General features: G+C 69.9%; 17 protein-coding genes. 4 read left to right on the top strand and 13 right to left on the bottom strand.

The features are described from left to right. The first annotated feature begins 130 nt into the window (after positions 1-130). Both ACFWYM_RS41270 and ACFWYM_RS41275 read left to right on the top strand, forming a co-directional pair. Entirely contained in the window at positions 131-421 is a 291-nt protein-coding gene (locus tag ACFWYM_RS41270) for a toxin-antitoxin system HicB family antitoxin (protein ID WP_384849669.1), read from the top strand. Next, positions 418-726, top strand: a complete 309-nt coding sequence (locus ACFWYM_RS41275; RefSeq protein ID WP_384849672.1) for a hypothetical protein — start codon at positions 418-420, stop codon at positions 724-726. The genes ACFWYM_RS41270 and ACFWYM_RS41275 overlap by 4 nt, the downstream gene beginning before the upstream one ends. 152 nt (positions 727-878) lie before the next feature. Here the strand turns inward: ACFWYM_RS41275 and ACFWYM_RS41280 are convergent, their stop codons facing one another. Next, the gene (locus ACFWYM_RS41280) at positions 879-1,184 is read right to left on the bottom strand and encodes a hypothetical protein (protein WP_384849674.1); all 306 of its coding nucleotides are present in this window, start codon (positions 1,182-1,184) and stop codon (positions 879-881) included. Positions 1,185-1,315: 131 nt separating this feature from the next. Between ACFWYM_RS41280 and ACFWYM_RS41285 the strand changes: the two genes are divergently transcribed. Next, positions 1,316-1,609 (top strand): RICIN domain-containing protein, encoded by a 294-nt coding sequence (locus ACFWYM_RS41285; protein ID WP_384849677.1) that lies wholly within the window; start codon positions 1,316-1,318, stop codon positions 1,607-1,609. Between the two features lie 245 nt (positions 1,610-1,854). Here ACFWYM_RS41285 and ACFWYM_RS41290 read toward each other — a convergent pair whose 3' ends face one another. From ACFWYM_RS41290 to ACFWYM_RS41340, 11 genes are all read right to left on the bottom strand, one after another. Then, positions 1,855-2,406: a hypothetical protein gene (locus ACFWYM_RS41290; protein WP_384849680.1), complete on the bottom strand. Its 552-nt coding sequence runs from the start codon at positions 2,404-2,406 to the stop codon at positions 1,855-1,857. Positions 2,407-2,523: 117 nt separating this feature from the next. Next, positions 2,524-2,976, bottom strand: coding sequence for a VOC family protein (locus ACFWYM_RS41295; protein ID WP_384849683.1), 453 nt, complete (start codon positions 2,974-2,976; stop codon positions 2,524-2,526). A 113-nt stretch (positions 2,977-3,089) separates the two neighbouring features. Next, positions 3,090-3,317, bottom strand: a complete 228-nt coding sequence (locus tag ACFWYM_RS41300) for a hypothetical protein (RefSeq protein WP_384849686.1) — start codon at positions 3,315-3,317, stop codon at positions 3,090-3,092. A 580-nt stretch (positions 3,318-3,897) separates the two neighbouring features. Continuing rightward, the gene (locus tag ACFWYM_RS41305) at positions 3,898-4,581 is read right to left on the bottom strand and encodes a transcriptional regulator (protein WP_384849689.1); all 684 of its coding nucleotides are present in this window, start codon (positions 4,579-4,581) and stop codon (positions 3,898-3,900) included. Positions 4,582-4,721: 140 nt separating this feature from the next. Next, on the bottom strand, positions 4,722-5,132 hold the full coding sequence (locus tag ACFWYM_RS41310) for a hypothetical protein (RefSeq protein WP_384849691.1): 411 nt from the start codon (positions 5,130-5,132) through the stop codon (positions 4,722-4,724). Between the two features lie 258 nt (positions 5,133-5,390). Beyond that, entirely contained in the window at positions 5,391-6,257 is an 867-nt protein-coding gene (locus ACFWYM_RS41315; RefSeq protein WP_384849694.1) for an ABC transporter permease, read from the bottom strand. Continuing rightward, positions 6,254-7,015 (bottom strand): ABC transporter ATP-binding protein, encoded by a 762-nt coding sequence (locus ACFWYM_RS41320; RefSeq protein WP_384849697.1) that lies wholly within the window; start codon positions 7,013-7,015, stop codon positions 6,254-6,256. The genes ACFWYM_RS41315 and ACFWYM_RS41320 overlap by 4 nt, the downstream gene beginning before the upstream one ends. Before the next feature lie 83 nt (positions 7,016-7,098). Continuing rightward, positions 7,099-7,884 (bottom strand): PIG-L deacetylase family protein, encoded by a 786-nt coding sequence (locus ACFWYM_RS41325; protein WP_384849700.1) that lies wholly within the window; start codon positions 7,882-7,884, stop codon positions 7,099-7,101. A gap of 42 nt (positions 7,885-7,926) precedes the next feature. Beyond that, on the bottom strand, positions 7,927-8,565 hold the full coding sequence (locus tag ACFWYM_RS41330) for a papain-like cysteine peptidase (protein WP_384849702.1): 639 nt from the start codon (positions 8,563-8,565) through the stop codon (positions 7,927-7,929). Between the two features lie 85 nt (positions 8,566-8,650). Further along, the gene (locus ACFWYM_RS41335) at positions 8,651-10,060 is read right to left on the bottom strand and encodes a glycoside hydrolase family 3 protein (protein ID WP_384849705.1); all 1,410 of its coding nucleotides are present in this window, start codon (positions 10,058-10,060) and stop codon (positions 8,651-8,653) included. Between the two features lie 161 nt (positions 10,061-10,221). Further along, a complete protein-coding gene (locus tag ACFWYM_RS41340; protein WP_384849709.1) occupies positions 10,222-11,421 on the bottom strand; it encodes an SAM-dependent methyltransferase in 1,200 nt (399 codons plus the stop codon). A gap of 672 nt (positions 11,422-12,093) precedes the next feature. On the opposite strand from ACFWYM_RS41340, the gene ACFWYM_RS41345 reads away from it, so the two are divergent. Next, on the top strand, positions 12,094-12,555 hold the full coding sequence (locus ACFWYM_RS41345; RefSeq protein ID WP_384849712.1) for a hypothetical protein: 462 nt from the start codon (positions 12,094-12,096) through the stop codon (positions 12,553-12,555). Between the two features lie 54 nt (positions 12,556-12,609). Here the strand turns inward: ACFWYM_RS41345 and ACFWYM_RS41350 are convergent, their stop codons facing one another. Continuing rightward, positions 12,610-13,695: an RNA-guided endonuclease InsQ/TnpB family protein gene (locus tag ACFWYM_RS41350; protein WP_384849715.1), complete on the bottom strand. Its 1,086-nt coding sequence runs from the start codon at positions 13,693-13,695 to the stop codon at positions 12,610-12,612. Positions 13,696-13,726: the final 31 nt, after the last annotated feature.

A 13,726-nucleotide genomic window follows, 5' to 3' on the forward strand; every position in this document is an offset into this window, starting at 1 on the left:
GTGAACCGCAGTGTGAAAGGGCTGCCCGGCCTGGGCAAGAGGGTCTGCCCCGCACCGGCCACCGTCGTACTCATCACCGGTCGAACCGGACCGGGTACGAGACCACCGGCTGCGGCGCCGGAGACGGGGCGTGCCAGCCCTCCCCGTCTCCGCGGGGACGGGCATCTGGCAGGAAACCTGCCACCATCTGACGCCACCGCATTCTGGTGTCTATTCTGGTGTCATGTCGATGACCACGATGACGCTCCGCGTCCCCGACGACCTCGCCCCTTCGATCAAGCAGGCGGCGAAGGCAGCCGGGCTGAGCGTGAACGCATACGTCGTCCGCGCCGCCCGCCGCGCCGCGACCCTGGACGCCGCACAACAGCTCGCCGCACTCGGCCTCGGACAGGACCTCGCGGGCGAGGGCGACACCCTGTGACCTCAGAGATCAAGCGGGGGGAGATCTGGGCCCTGCCCGATGGACGCGACGTCCTGGTCGTCTCCCTCACCGGCCTGGACGAGGCATACGGCGCCGTCCTCGCGATCGTGCTGCACCCGCCCGGCCGCTACCCCGACACCGCGATGTCCGTCGTCATCGACACCCCGATCGAGGCCACCGCCGTCGCCGTGAACCTCCAGCAGCTCCGCACCACGCGCTTCACCGACGCCACCCGCCGCGGCGACGTCGACCCCACCCTGATGTCCCGCGTCGACCAGGCCCTCCGTGCCGTCCTCGACCTCTGAGCCAACCGCTGCCAGAGACTGAAACAGCCAAGATCCGTGAGCGGATGGACCGCCCGCATCATCGCTTTCCATCTCCGCAGCCTGATGGCTGACCACATCAAGGGAACCCGAAACTGGCCCGAGGACCACGCACGCCAGGGTGTTGCGCCGCCCTAGCGAGGCCAGTCGAGGGTCTCGAATGTCTCTCGAGGGATAGGCCCGAGGATCACGTACGGCACGGTGACGCGGACCCCGAACGCCACCCCGCCATCGATCACCCCGGTACACACCGGCCCAAGCGGATCCAGCCGCTCAACGATTCCCTCCACGGCCGTGTCACGCACACTGCCCGCTTCCCGCAGCCGCGCACGAAGCTCCCGGTGATTGCTCCTGATCTCGACGCTGCCCTTCATCACGTGCGCTGCGATCTTCCTCTCCCGCACGACATCGCCATGCGCAAGCAGCACCACTGCGAACACGTCGCCCAGAATCCAGCCGCCCGACGTCACGGACTTGCAGACGTCGCTCTTCGCAACTGAAGCCGCTCGGGTTCGCGGATCCCCAACTCGGAGGGATCTACCACATCAGCCTGCCCGGCACCGACAAGTGCGTGGACGTGGACAACGGGCTGCGCGGGGGCCGCGGTGACTACCTCAACCTGTGGGAGTGCCATCCCGAGACCTGGCCGGGCAGCTCCCAGAACTTCACCATCAAGGTGCCCGACCCGCGCTTTCCGGACCAGATCGAGCTGATCAACTACCGGACCGGGCTGGCCGTCAACGTTCTGCGAGACCTCCCGGGCGACGACCGGTGGCTCGGCCTGTGGGACGACACGGGTGAGCGCAACGAACTGTTCCACCTGCACCCACCCACCCCCCAGTTGGAAAGCGCCGACAGGAAGTAGAGGCGGCTCTCACCGTTCCGCGCCAGCCAGCCCGCACCGTCAACACCGGTGCGGGCTGCTGAGCGACAGTCTCAGTCGCCACCGTCCACCCACCAGTTCGTCATCCCCGTCGACTCGATGGCCCCAGCATGAGAGCGGAGCGCGGCCGTCACCGGCCACACCCGGCCGGTCACCGACCCAGACGACCCGGCCGCCTTCGTGTGCTTGATCCGTGCGGTCAGCGCGCCTGGCCTCTTCCATCACCCTCACACGCCGAAACTCTGCCGCCAGTGGGACGACTTGTCGCGCAGCTCGGTCCATTCCGCGGTGCTCGCAGCTCCGGGCTCGAGGTGTTGCAGGACCTGGTCGACCGCGGCGAGCGCGGCGCGGCCGCGACGGCGCTGGACAGCGGTGCGCGCCTGGGTCAGGAGGCGCTCTCGCTCGTCGGCCGCCGCGGCCTTGCGGTGCAGGGCCGTGATCCGGGACATGCGCTCGGCCAGGATGCGCGTCAACTGCCGGTCGGCACAGGCCCGCACGACGGCGCGGCGGCCGAGGTGGAAGGCGAACAGGCCGCCCGTCATCCATGCAGGGACCATCACCGCGCGGATCACCGACGTCCCGGCCTGCGGAATCAGACCAGTGAGCACCAGGACGCCGTAGGGAATGAGCGGGCCCGCAACAACCATGATCCAGGTCAGGGGCTCGAGCCGGGACCAGCGCAGGCAGCCGTCCGCGAGGCGCACCATGGCCGCGACCATCACCATCCCGACCAGCATCAGCCACGCCACTTCCGCGGCGAGCGCTCGTACATCCTGCACCAGTTCTCTCCACCCTCACCCCAACTCCCTGGTTGAGCCCGGCCGTAACGCACCCTTGGCGACAGCGGCTCGCGGACTGTGTCACCGCAGGAGCGGGTTCGCTGGAGGTGCGCCCAGCTACTTTCCCCTCATGGGTGGCGGTTCCTCCCCGAACACCCAGGGAGCCAGGACGAGTTCGCGGCCGTCAGGGTCGAGGAAGGTGATCGCGTTGTTGAGGTCCCAGTACTGGTACTGCGCCGTCGGCTTGTAGCCGGCCTCGGTGATGCGGTGTGCCACGACATCACGGGCGGGCTCACCCGAGAAGTAGAGCACCAGCTCCTCATGCCGGTCGATTGCCACCGGTTCGAGGGCCTCGACCAGTTCGAAGGTCGCCCTTGTGCCGGGCAGGCCGAAGATGGCACAGCCGAAGTCGTCCGGACCGGTCTCGGCGAGATAGACGAGAGGCAGCCCTACCACGTCGTGATAGAAGGCTACGGATTCTTCGTACCGGTTACAGCGGCGGCCGATCCTCGTAGCCCCTACCGCCAAGCCATCCGGCCAACCTGGCCCCTCGTTCATGGACACCCCCATGGGAAACACCTCAGCATAGAAGTCTGGAGCTCTGCCCGACCGGAGGGTAGCCGCCCGCGGCGGCACTCTGTCACATGATCCCAACGTGCCATGTCGGCATCACAAGCAGGTACTCAGCCGTCGGGGGTAGCGGTGAACATCTGCGTGGTGGTGAGGTCGTAATGACGGTGACCGGTGAGGCCCGCATGTCCGAGGCACCATTCCTGGGCTTCTTGCGGAGATGTCCGTGGCGTGGAGTCCTGCCCGCATTCGGGGGTCCGGCACGCGCCGGTGAAGGTGAGCACATCGCGGTGGCCTATCAGCCGCCACATCGCCATCTGGTAGCGCGCCCGCACGGTCATCGTGACTCTCCGATGCCCGTGGCCCGCTCCGGCTCTGAAGCATCGGTGTTCTCGCCCCGCGCCCCTGGCGGACTCGCCTGCCGTCCCTCGACTCCGTCTGCCCTTTCCTCTTCTGTCTGTCGTGGACCTTGTACCGCTTCGAAGGCCGCGCGGAGTGTCATCGTCGTGGTGAAGCCTTGGTCGAAGGGGATGAGCCAGTACGGTCCGGGAGGGGTCGCACGGCCGTGGGGTGGCAGTACGACGTGGGCTGCTGTGCCGAGGGCCGTGGTCTGCGGAACTTCCCATGCCGAAGCGGTGCCCGCCGCCACGAAGAAGTAGAAGGTGGGCGCGCCGCCGGGGTCGACGGCAACGGCGCCCGGTTCGGCGATCCGCTCAAGCACCTGAAGGCCGAGGTACTGGGGGGGCTTTGATGAGGTCCCAGGCGATTCCGGCGGGCATGATCCGCATGCCTGCCGCGCTCGGGGTTCCGCTTTCGGTGGTGCTCATGTCTGCGTCCTTCACTGCCTGGTGTGCGGTGAAGGTAGCGCCGGGTGAACTCCGCGACCCGAACTGCCAGTTCGGGTGAACAACAGGCTCGGCTTCAGGCGATGTACAGCCGGTCAGCCAGGTCGGTGACCTGGCCTCGGAAGGTGGGGCGGACCCGCTTGCGCAGGCTTCTGATCATGTCTTGGGCAAGTGGGCTGCGCGCGAGGTCCTCCGGGGCGAGCTCCTCCAGCTGGAGGAGGTGGACGAGTACCGCGGCGTCCTCACGGCGCAGGTCGTGGCAGCGCGCGACTTCCAGGCAGGTGAACTGGCGTTCGCGGCTGGGCAGGTGGGTGGTGTCGATGTGGTCGGCGACCTTGAGGCCCGTCGCGGCTTGACCTGCCATCATCTCGATGCTCATGGCGTGCAGGCCGACGTTGGTCGGGCCGAACACGGTCCAGTGAGCATTGCCTTCTCCTACGGCGCGGGCGAGGGGTTCGGCCTTGGTGTGCAGGCGGTCGCGGGCCTGCTCGGGACGCCGGCGCCGGGCGTCGGCGACCACGGCCACCAGTTCCAGGGCTCCTTGTACGGCTCGGGCGTCCTTCGTGGGGGCGGGCTGGCGCCGCAGTTCGTCGACTGCCGCCAGCGCGACGTCCTTGGCCTCGTCGGCGGCGTCCAGGTCCGGGTGGGAGAGCAGGACGTGTCCGAGGTTCCAGCGGGCGGCCGCGATCCGCACCGGGTCGTCGGCATCCTGGGCAGCGCGGACGGCACGGTCGGCGACCAGCAGGGTCAAAAAGCCCACAAACTCGACGGCAGTGCCAAGTGCGAAACCAATCTGGTGCCAACTATCGCGCTCAGCACAGTGCGCCATCGCAGGCCAGGGCGTCACCGCAGTGCCATCTATCGCTCACAGTCACATGCGTGTGGTTCTGGAGGTAGCACCTAGCCCCACTGGTGGCAGTAGTACAGGTATCCCCTTTTCAAAAGGCAGACGCGGACCAAGACGGTATTGGTCTTGGTGAACGCAGTGGTTACCGTCTTGGCGGTCCCCTTCGGGCATGCTGGAGAATCGGAGATGTCCCAAACCTCTCCGTCGTTCCACACCTGGGCGACGACGCAGTAGCCATCGCCCTCCAAGTCCTCGATGTGGCCCTTGACCGTCCCCTTGTAGCCACCATGGCTGTCAGGGGAGTAGGTGACCCTCACGGACATATAGCCACCGGGTGAGGCGTCCGAGGTCTTCTGCGTGACGTTCCGCCCCGCCGCAACGTCGGCGGAGCTGGCCGGTGCTGCAAGACCTGCTACTAGAAGCGCGGCCAGTCCCGTGGCCGCGCTGAAGAGCTTGAGGCGCATACCTAACCCTCCGTTTGATGGCGGACGTTCAAGGCAATGCCCACGCTCACATGCCCTCAGGCGCGAGAGCGTCCACCCGGTGGTTGATACGAGGTAAACCCTCGCGGTATCGCCTAAAGCGTGTTGCACAACAACCGAACGGTCTTCGAGTACTGCCTCGCAGCGCCTTCCAGACTGGTAAAAACGGGTGCACTTACGGGCAGTTGACTTCGCCGCAGGCAGCCGGATCTGAGCATGATCGCAGTTGTGCAACACGCTTTAGGAGTAGCGCGTCACCAACCCCCGCCTGCGGAACGTCCGCAGCAGCCGGCGCAGCGCGTACACGCTGAGCACCAGGAGCAGCAGGGTGCCCGCCGCCGCCAGGGACAGCTCGCGCCAGGGCATGCCCCCTCCCCCGGCCAGAGCCCGCCCGGCCGCGAAGACATGGGTCGTGGGCAGGACTTCGGCGATCGGGCGCAGCGCGGCGGGGAGCGTGGAGACCGGGTAGAACACGCCGGACAGTGGCATCACCACGGACAGCGCGCCCCAGACCAGCGCCTCGGCCCCGCTGCCGTACCGCAGCACCAGGCCCACCACGAGCAGCGCCACCGACCAGCCGCAGGCGAGCAGCAGCGCGGCCACCGGGATCAGGCCGAGGCCGAGCGTGGTGACGTCGAAGGCGTACGCGGTGAAGGCGAGCACCGCGACGGCGCTCGTGCTGGCCGCCATGCGGACCAGGGCGAACAGGCCGACTCCGGCCAGGTACTCCCAGTCCCGCATGGGCGTGGCCATCAGGCCGAGCACATTGCGCGACCAGGTCTCCTCCAGGAACCCCGTGGCCAGTGAGATCTGCGTCTGGTGCACCAGGTGCCACAGCACGGTCCCGCTGAGCAGATAGACGGCGACGGTCGTGCCGGTGCCCGGGCTGCCTTTGGCGGACTGCGCCGCCTGCGCGGCGAACAGCCCGATCGAGCCGTACAAGAGGGTGTCGACCAGCGGCCACACCAGCACGTCGAAGAACCTGTGCGGGCTGCGTTTGAGGACCAGCCAGTGGCGGCGCGCGACCGCCAGGACCCGGTGCAGGGAGGCGGAGGCCGGGGTACGCAGGGCCGGGGGCGCCTCCACGGCGTTCGGAGGTGTTGTCATCGGGCCGCTGTCCCCTCCGCCGTACGGTCCGCGAGGTCCGCGCGGTCCGTACCGTCCTTGCTGTCCTTACCGACCGCCCGGCCCGCACGGTCGCGCTCCTCTGCCAGGTGCAGGAACACGCCCTCCAGGTCCTGCCGCCCGAAGCCGCGCGCCACCTCCTGCGGGGTGCCGTCGGCGGCCACGCGCCCGGCGTGCAGGAAGACGACCCGCTCGCACAGCCGCTCCACCTCCACCATGTCGTGGCTGGTGACCAGGAGGGCCGTGCCCTGCTCCCGCGACAGGGCGAGCAGCGCGGTACGTACGCGCAGCGCCACGTCCGGGTCGAGCGAGGCGGTCGGCTCGTCCAGGACCATCAGCCGCGGTCGGTGCAGGGCAGCTTTGGCGATGCCCACCAACGTGCGCTGTCCGCTGGAGAGTTCGGTGCCGATGGCGTGCGCCAGATGGTCGATGCCGAAGCGCTCCAGGGCCGCCTCGACGGCGGCGGCGGGCGCGGCGAGCCCGTACAGGTCGGCGTACAGGCGCAGGTACTCGCGCACCCGCACCCGGTCCGGCAGGGGCAGATACCCGGCGACGAACCCGACGCCCTCAAGGGCTCGCGCGCGGCGGGCGGGCAGCGGGTGTCCGAGGATCTCGACCGAGCCCTCGTCCGGCTCGACCACGCCGAGGCACATCAGCAGAGTGGTGGTCTTGCCCGCGCCGTTCGGGCCGAGCAGCCCAAGCCGCTCGCCCTCCCCCAAGATCAGGTCCACGCCGTCCACGGCCCGGCCCCTGCGGTACTCCTTGACGAGCCCTCTGGCCGCGAGGGCCGCAGGCGGGGAAACGGCACCAGGGTGGGCGGGGCTCAGCACGAGGCGCCCGAGGAGGCATCACGAAGGGCGCCAACAGGGCTGATCGACCAGGTGAGTTCGGAGCTGACTGGGCCGGTGCGGGCCAGGAACGCGCCGTGGTCGATGGAGACCGGCGCGAGCTGCGAGCCGTAGCAGAGCACGGCCGCGCGCTTGGCGGCCCACTGCTCGTCGTCGAGGGTCACCGCGTCGCGGACGGCGGTGCGGTATTCGTGCAGCATCCCCTGGTAGGCCGGTCCGTACGGCTCGCTGGTGGCCAGCGCCTCGCTCGCCTCCGGCCGGCCCCACTCGGGCAGATGGCCGGTGTAGGGCAGATCGGCGTACACGATCGGCAGCGGGGCGCCCAGGTCCGCGAGGACGCTCAGCGCGCGGCGACGTACAGCCTCGTGGTCGCGCTGATTGGTGCCGAGCGGGACATAGACGTCGGTGCCGAGCTCCAGCTTCGCCAAGTAGGCGTCCAACTCGGCGAGTTCGGAGCCGGGCGCGGCGTACGGCCCGTCGGGGTGGTCGAGCGCCACCTGACGGGCGCCGAGCAGCGCGCATGCGGCGGCGTCCTCGGCGAGCCGGACGCGGTGCGCCTCGTGCGCGGAGGAGAACCCGGAGGTGCTGTCCCACCAGGAGACGAGGGTGCCGGGCGCGGGCGCGCCGCCGTACACCGTGACGATGTCGACGGGCCCGGGCAGGCGCGCGATGAGCCCGCCGAGCGAGAGGGCGGCGTCGTCGAAGTGCGGGGACAGGACGACCGTGCGCGGGGCGGCGGTCTCGGAAGGATTCTGGGGCATGATGCGTGGTTCCTCAGATCTGATGCAGGGTCAGGTACGAGTTCAGGCGCGGGACTTGGTCGCGGGCGTGGCGCGGTGGCGCAGCGGCAGGGCTGACAGGACGCGGTCCCAGGCGAGGTCATCGCCCTCCCAGCGGCCCTCGACGAGGGGCACGGTGTCCCAGTGGACGCCGGGCGGCAGTCCGTCGACGTCCGGCGGCGGGGTGCGCCGTAGCCAGAGCAGTCCGAAGCGGTGGTCGGGGTGCTGCGCGGCGAGCACCTCACGCAGCCGCAGTACGTCGGACGCGCCGATCTCGTCGAAGGCGTCGTGGTGAACGTAGAGGACGTGCGCGGACGACGCGGTCATCGCGCGCCAACGCTCGGCGAGGTAGGTGAACTTCTCGCGTACGCGCGGAAGCTGGCGGTGGATGTCGGGCGGCGCGAGGGGCCGTCCCGGCTCGGCGTGGAAGTCGTGGAAGAAGCGGATGTTGGAGGGTCGGTCCAGGGCGCAGCGGCCGTCGCTGAAGGGCACGACCGGGCCGGTGCGCAGCACGTCCCGGAAGTCGCCGCGGATCGTGTCGACGACCGAGCCGAAGTCCAGGTCGAGCCAGTCGAAGAAGCGCGCGCGCTCGTCGCCTGTGTGGCGGCGCAGCTGATAGGTGGACTCGCAGTGGTAGCCGAGCCCGACGCAGAGGTCGTACACGGGATTTCCTTGAGGCTGTTGAGGCCGTTCAGGCGGTTGAAGTTCCTGACGTTGTGTGACGGGAGCGGATCCGGATGACTTGCCGTCATGGGCGCAGTGGGCCCAACCAGCTGTGTCCGGTGAGGAGTTCGGCGGCGGCCACGGCGTTGGCCAGGCCCGCGCCGCGCGTGTACAGGGCGGCGTCATCGCGGAGCGTCGCGTTCGGAGCATCTTCGTCGCGGGCCGCATGCAGGCCCATCTCGACGGCCACCAGGTCCGGCCTGCGCGCCCGCAGCGCATGGAGCGCCGTGCGCTGCCAGGGGTCGCGCGCCGCGTCCCGGACGACGACAGCGACCGGGCCGTCGGCGGGCAGGGAGACGGTGGTGGGGTCGGCGCCCGGTTCGACATCGGTGGCCGAGGCCAGCAGGCCGAGGCGGGCGAGGGGCTGCTCCAGGCCCCAAGGGGCCGTTCCCACCGCCATGTTGGCCTCGCTCAGCAGTCGTACGGTGTGCCAGGCCGTGCCCGGTGCGGGGGCCACGTCGCCCGTCGCGGCGAGGGCTCGGCGGGCGGCGTGCAGGCCGATGTCCGCCGACGCCCCCGACGTGGGGACGGCCGTGGCCCAGGCACGCAGCGCGGTGACCCGGGCGGCGGCCTCCTGGAGCCGCTCGACCGTCAACTCGCCCTTGCACAGGGCGGATTCCACGGCCGCGTACACCTCGGGCAGCGCCCGGTCGTCACCGCTCGGGCCGAGCAGGACCAGGTCCGTACCGGCCGCCCAGGCGAGGACGGCCGCGCCGCCGAAGCCCCAGCGGTCCCGTACGGGAGCCATCTCCAGGGCGTCGGTGATCACAACGCCGTCGTAGCCGAGCTGCTCGCGCAGCAGCCCGGTGACCACGCGGCGGCTGAGGGTCGCGGGGAGTTCCGCGAGGTGGGGCAGCCGGATGTGGCCGGTCATCACTGCCTTGGCGCCGGCCGCCGCACCGGCCGCGAACGGCGGCAGCTCCACGGCGTTCAGGGCGTCGAGGGGCCGGCCGATGTCGGGCAGCGCGTCGTGGGAGTCCACGCCGGTGTCGCCGTGCCCGGGGAAATGCTTGAGCGTGGCGGCGACGCGGTGTTCCTGCAGTCCCTCGACGAAGGCGGCCGTGTGCCGCGCGACGAGCGCGGGATCGGCGCCGAAGGAGCGTACGCCGATGATGGGGTTGTCCGGTTGGGAGTTGACGTCGGCGCAGGGCCCGAGGCACAGGTTGATCCCCTCGGCGACCAGGTCGGAGCCGATCGCCCCGGCCACCTCGCGAGTGAGCGCGGTGTCGTCGACGGCACCGAGGGCATGGTTGCCCGGGTAGGCGCTGCCGCGCTGGTAGTCGAGGCGGGTGACGTCGCCGCCCTCCTCGTCGAGGGCGATCAGGACATCGGGGCGTACGGCCCGCAGTGGCTCGGCTACGTCCTCGCGCAGCGAGCCGTGGGCGACGCCGTCGGCGGGCGTGAGGTTGGTGCCGAAGAGCCCCACGCCGGCCATGCCCTCGTCGAGGGCGCGCAGAAGCCAGGCGGGCGGTACGCGACCGGGGTAGGCAGGCGTTGACCAGGGCGGTGAGCTGGGCGGGTGAGGGCAGGGCGGAACGGCTCATGTGCGTGATCCTTTTGGTCCTCAGCGTCAGGTACTGCTGTACGGGCGGTGGTTCAGCGGGTCGCGCGGCGCAGGACCACGCCGGTGCTGCCGCGCTTGCGCAGATAGGCGCGGCCTCCGCAGACGCCCTCCAGCGCAGGCCGTACCAGGACCGTCTCGTCGACGGCCGACCACTGGGCGCTCTTGTCGAGCCAGGGACGCAGCCGGGTGTCCAGGGCCTCGGGTTCGAGGGCGACCAGGACGAGGTCGCCGGGAAGGGCGTCGAGCAGGTCCAGGTCCTGGCCGTAGTAGAGCATCTCGATCAGGAGGTACGCGGATCCAGGCACCCCCCGCTGCTCGGCCCCCACCCCAGCTCCGGCTTCAGCTCCGGCCAGTTGCTCCAAGGAGTGGTCGTAGAGGTCGAGTTGGGGCGAACCCGCGCCCAGATGCCGGTGCAGGCGCTCGCGGAAGACCGGGTTGGGTTCGGTGGCGGCGACTCGGAAGCCCTTGTCGACCAGGCGTGTGGTCAACGCACCCTCACAGGCGCCGACTTCCACGAGCGTCCCGTTGTCCGGGGAGACGGAGCGGGCGATCCAGGCGGTTGTGGCGTCCAGGCGCCGCTGTTCGTACGCCGAGGTGGCGAACTCCCAGGGGTCGGACACGGCCGCCGCCTCGTCGTCGAGGCTCGCCATCAGCGCGTACAGCCGCTCGCGCTCCTCGGCGCCGCCCGAGGCGAAGAACCGCTCGGTGGACGGCACTCGGCCGGTGTGGAGCATGTGCTGCGGTGACTCGGTGTCGAGGAGGTGCGCGCAGTGGTCGTTGACGAAGCGGAGCTTGTCGGCGCAGCCCTGGCGGTCAAGGGGCCGGTCCAGGTCGCTGACGAACTGAAGGAAGGGCGAGTAGCCGACGGCGTGCCGCACGGACAGCCCGAGCTCCTCGGCGGCGAGCCCGACGTCGCGCCCGACCCGGCCGCGGCTGCGCCGGGTGTCGGCGGCGGAGTGGGTCCACACCATCGTCCCGTTTCCGCCGCCCAGTTGGCGCAGGTGCGCCGCGAGGGCGTCGGGACCGGGCGAGGCGACGGACTCGTCCGCCAGGCGGACGCGGGCGGCGAGCGCCGCGAGGCGTTCGGCGGTACCGGTCCCGGGCGCGAACTCCAGTGCCTCACCGGTGTCGCAGAGCAGGACGTGGGTGGTGGCGGTGCCCGTCGGGGCGAGTACGGAGAGGAAGTCGACGACGGCGTCCTCGGCCCTGAGCACCACGAGGATGTTGTTCACGAGCGGGTCCTTCCAGGGGGCGAGCAGGCAGGGCGGATCGAAGGCGGGCAGGGGTGGGTGACGGGGAGGAAGATCCGGAGGTCGGCCTTGCAGCCGACCGAGCAGACCTGTGCGGATCTGCGCGGACCGGTGCGCTCCGTGGAGCGACGTTAGCCACTACTCGACGGTATGGTCTAGACCAGTATGTCGGCCATTGATCATCGGGTTCCAGCCACGCGGCGCGTACTCCTCGCCGCAGGCCATGCCGGTATGCAATCTCGCGCGCGGGCCGCCATCCGTTGTGGAGGTAGCGGAGCCAGCGTCGACGGCGGCGGTGAAGCGGGGCCGGATGCGATCGCCGAGCCGTGCGCGGGCAATGTCCAGGGCGACGGCTCGGCGTTACGCCGAGCCCGGTGTGCGGGGTCCTTGGGGCGGGCCTCGACCAGCCACAGCTGTCCGTCCCCTCGCAGCATGGAAGAACTCTGCTCTGTGCCCCGCCGGGTACCGCGAAAGTTGTACGGAACCTTGGCCATACCACGAAGGTTTCAGTTTCAGTCAACCCTGCGCTGACGACGCATGCCATGCATCCCTCTACGGTGATCAAGACGCAGCACCCGCTGCGAGTGTGCGCAGGACACAACCTGATCACCGGCTCTGCTGGGCCGGGGCCAAGAAGACAGACGGGGGAGCACTATGGCAATACGTGTGAAGGCCGCAGCGCTTGCTCTCGCGGCGGGAGCCGGACTGGCTCTCACCCAGAGCGGAACGGCTGCCGCGGCAGGCCACTGGGTACCCGGACTCCACCAGAGTCACGACCACTCCCGAGATGTGGACACCGGTATGAACGGAGTGGAGGTCCACGGCAGGATCTACTGGAGCGACATCTACAAAATCAGCATCGCCGGTGTAGTCCAGGACAACGCGCGCGACGGCAAGGGAGCAGTAGCCGAGGTCGGTTACTACTACCAAGGCTCCAACGGGTGGACCTGGACGACGCGTACCGCCGCAAAGGCATCAGGTGGCTACGGTTCCTCCACCCAGTTCAAAGCTCGGAACTACACCTCCGGCCTCCACAACGGCGTGTGGATGAAGGGCGTGAAGTTGCGTGCCTGCCTGGAGACCTCGCAGGCCCGCGTCTGTGGCGCCTGGAGGTAACCCGGGGCGCGTGGCAGGAGATCGCTGAGGAGCTGGCCAGCCCAGGGTCCGTCCCTACGTGAGAGGGGCGCGCCGCACCTCGCGGCGGAAGCGGCGCTGGAACTCCGGTCCGTCCCTACGTGCGAGGAGCGCGCCCTCGGCAACCTGCTGCTTCTCCGCGTGCATCGTCGCGGATTCCGCATTCGCGGGGACGGTCAGGAGATTGCTCTCACGAGGTGGCCCGGCCGGTACTGGGTCTTCCCGCTTCAACGCGGCCTGCCTTCCACCCTGTGGGGTGGTGGGTCTTGTGGCTGCTCCACGGGCGTTTTGCGTCTCCTCCGTACCGGGGGCGACGGTGCCGGGGACCGGCACGGGTATGGCGTGGGCGGCGATGTTCCGGGCTGCGTTGAGGTCTCGGTCGACCACCAAGTGGCACTGGGTGCAGGTGAATACGCGGTCGGCCAGGGTCAGGCGTGGGTTTTGCCACCCGCAGGCCGAGCACGTCTTGCTGGACGGGAACCACCGGTCGCACACGGCGAGCTGGGACCCGTACCAGAAGGACTTGTAGGTGAGTTGTCGCCGGATCTCTGCCGGGGATACATCAAGGATCGATCGGTTGAGTCCAGCCTTCTGTCGGACGTTCTTGCCCGAGTCGGCGAGGGTGCCGCGCGAGGATGCCGACATCCCGGCCACGTTGAGGTCTTCCACCGCGACCGTCGCGTACGTGGTGGCCAGGAGCTTGGTGACCGTGTGCAGATACGTGGCGCGTCGCTCCGCGACCCAGTGGTGAATCGCACCGAGGTGGCGGGCGGCCTTACGGCGCCGACGCGAGCCCTTGACCGTCCGCGAGAGGTTCCGCTGTGCTTTGGCCAGCCGTTTCGTATCGGCGGCAAGGTGCCGGGGGTTGGGCACCAGCAGACGGGGAGCCTGGCCGGGCATGGTGATCGGCGCGGACAGCGCGGCGGGCGTCTTGCCCCCCAGGTCGACCCCGACCGCACCTGCCCCCCGTTGCCGCCGCGAGGGCCGGTCCGGCAGGTCCTGCTCGACGCGGGCCAGGACGGAGGCGTACCAGTGGTGGCCGGCCCGGCTGATGGTGACCGACTGCACCGCCGCATGCCCCCGGTCCACCAGACGAGCGAGGCGCTTGGCGGAGTTGTGCACACGGACCGACCCCAGGCGCGGCACCTGGAGA

Origin of the sequence: Streptomyces sp. NPDC059009 (assembly GCF_042740175.1) — a bacterium.
GTDB lineage: Bacteria > Actinomycetota > Actinomycetes > Streptomycetales > Streptomycetaceae > Streptomyces.

Bases quoted from the DNA above. Each gene is read 5' to 3' on its own strand.
- ACFWYM_RS41345 (WP_384849712.1), top strand. From the start codon at position 12,094: ATGGCAATACGTGTGAAGGCCGCAGCGCTTGCTCTCGCGGCGGGAGCC.
- ACFWYM_RS41310 (WP_384849691.1), bottom strand. From the start codon at position 5,132: ATGCGCCTCAAGCTCTTCAGCGCGGCCACGGGACTGGCCGCGCTTCTA.
- ACFWYM_RS41315 (WP_384849694.1), bottom strand. From the start codon at position 6,257: ATGACAACACCTCCGAACGCCGTGGAGGCGCCCCCGGCCCTGCGTACC.
- ACFWYM_RS41295 (WP_384849683.1), bottom strand. From the start codon at position 2,976: ATGGGGGTGTCCATGAACGAGGGGCCAGGTTGGCCGGATGGCTTGGCG.
- ACFWYM_RS41300 (WP_384849686.1), bottom strand. From the start codon at position 3,317: ATGACCGTGCGGGCGCGCTACCAGATGGCGATGTGGCGGCTGATAGGC.
- ACFWYM_RS41335 (WP_384849705.1), bottom strand. From the start codon at position 10,060: ATGGCCGGCGTGGGGCTCTTCGGCACCAACCTCACGCCCGCCGACGGC.
- ACFWYM_RS41325 (WP_384849700.1), bottom strand. From the start codon at position 7,884: ATGCCCCAGAATCCTTCCGAGACCGCCGCCCCGCGCACGGTCGTCCTG.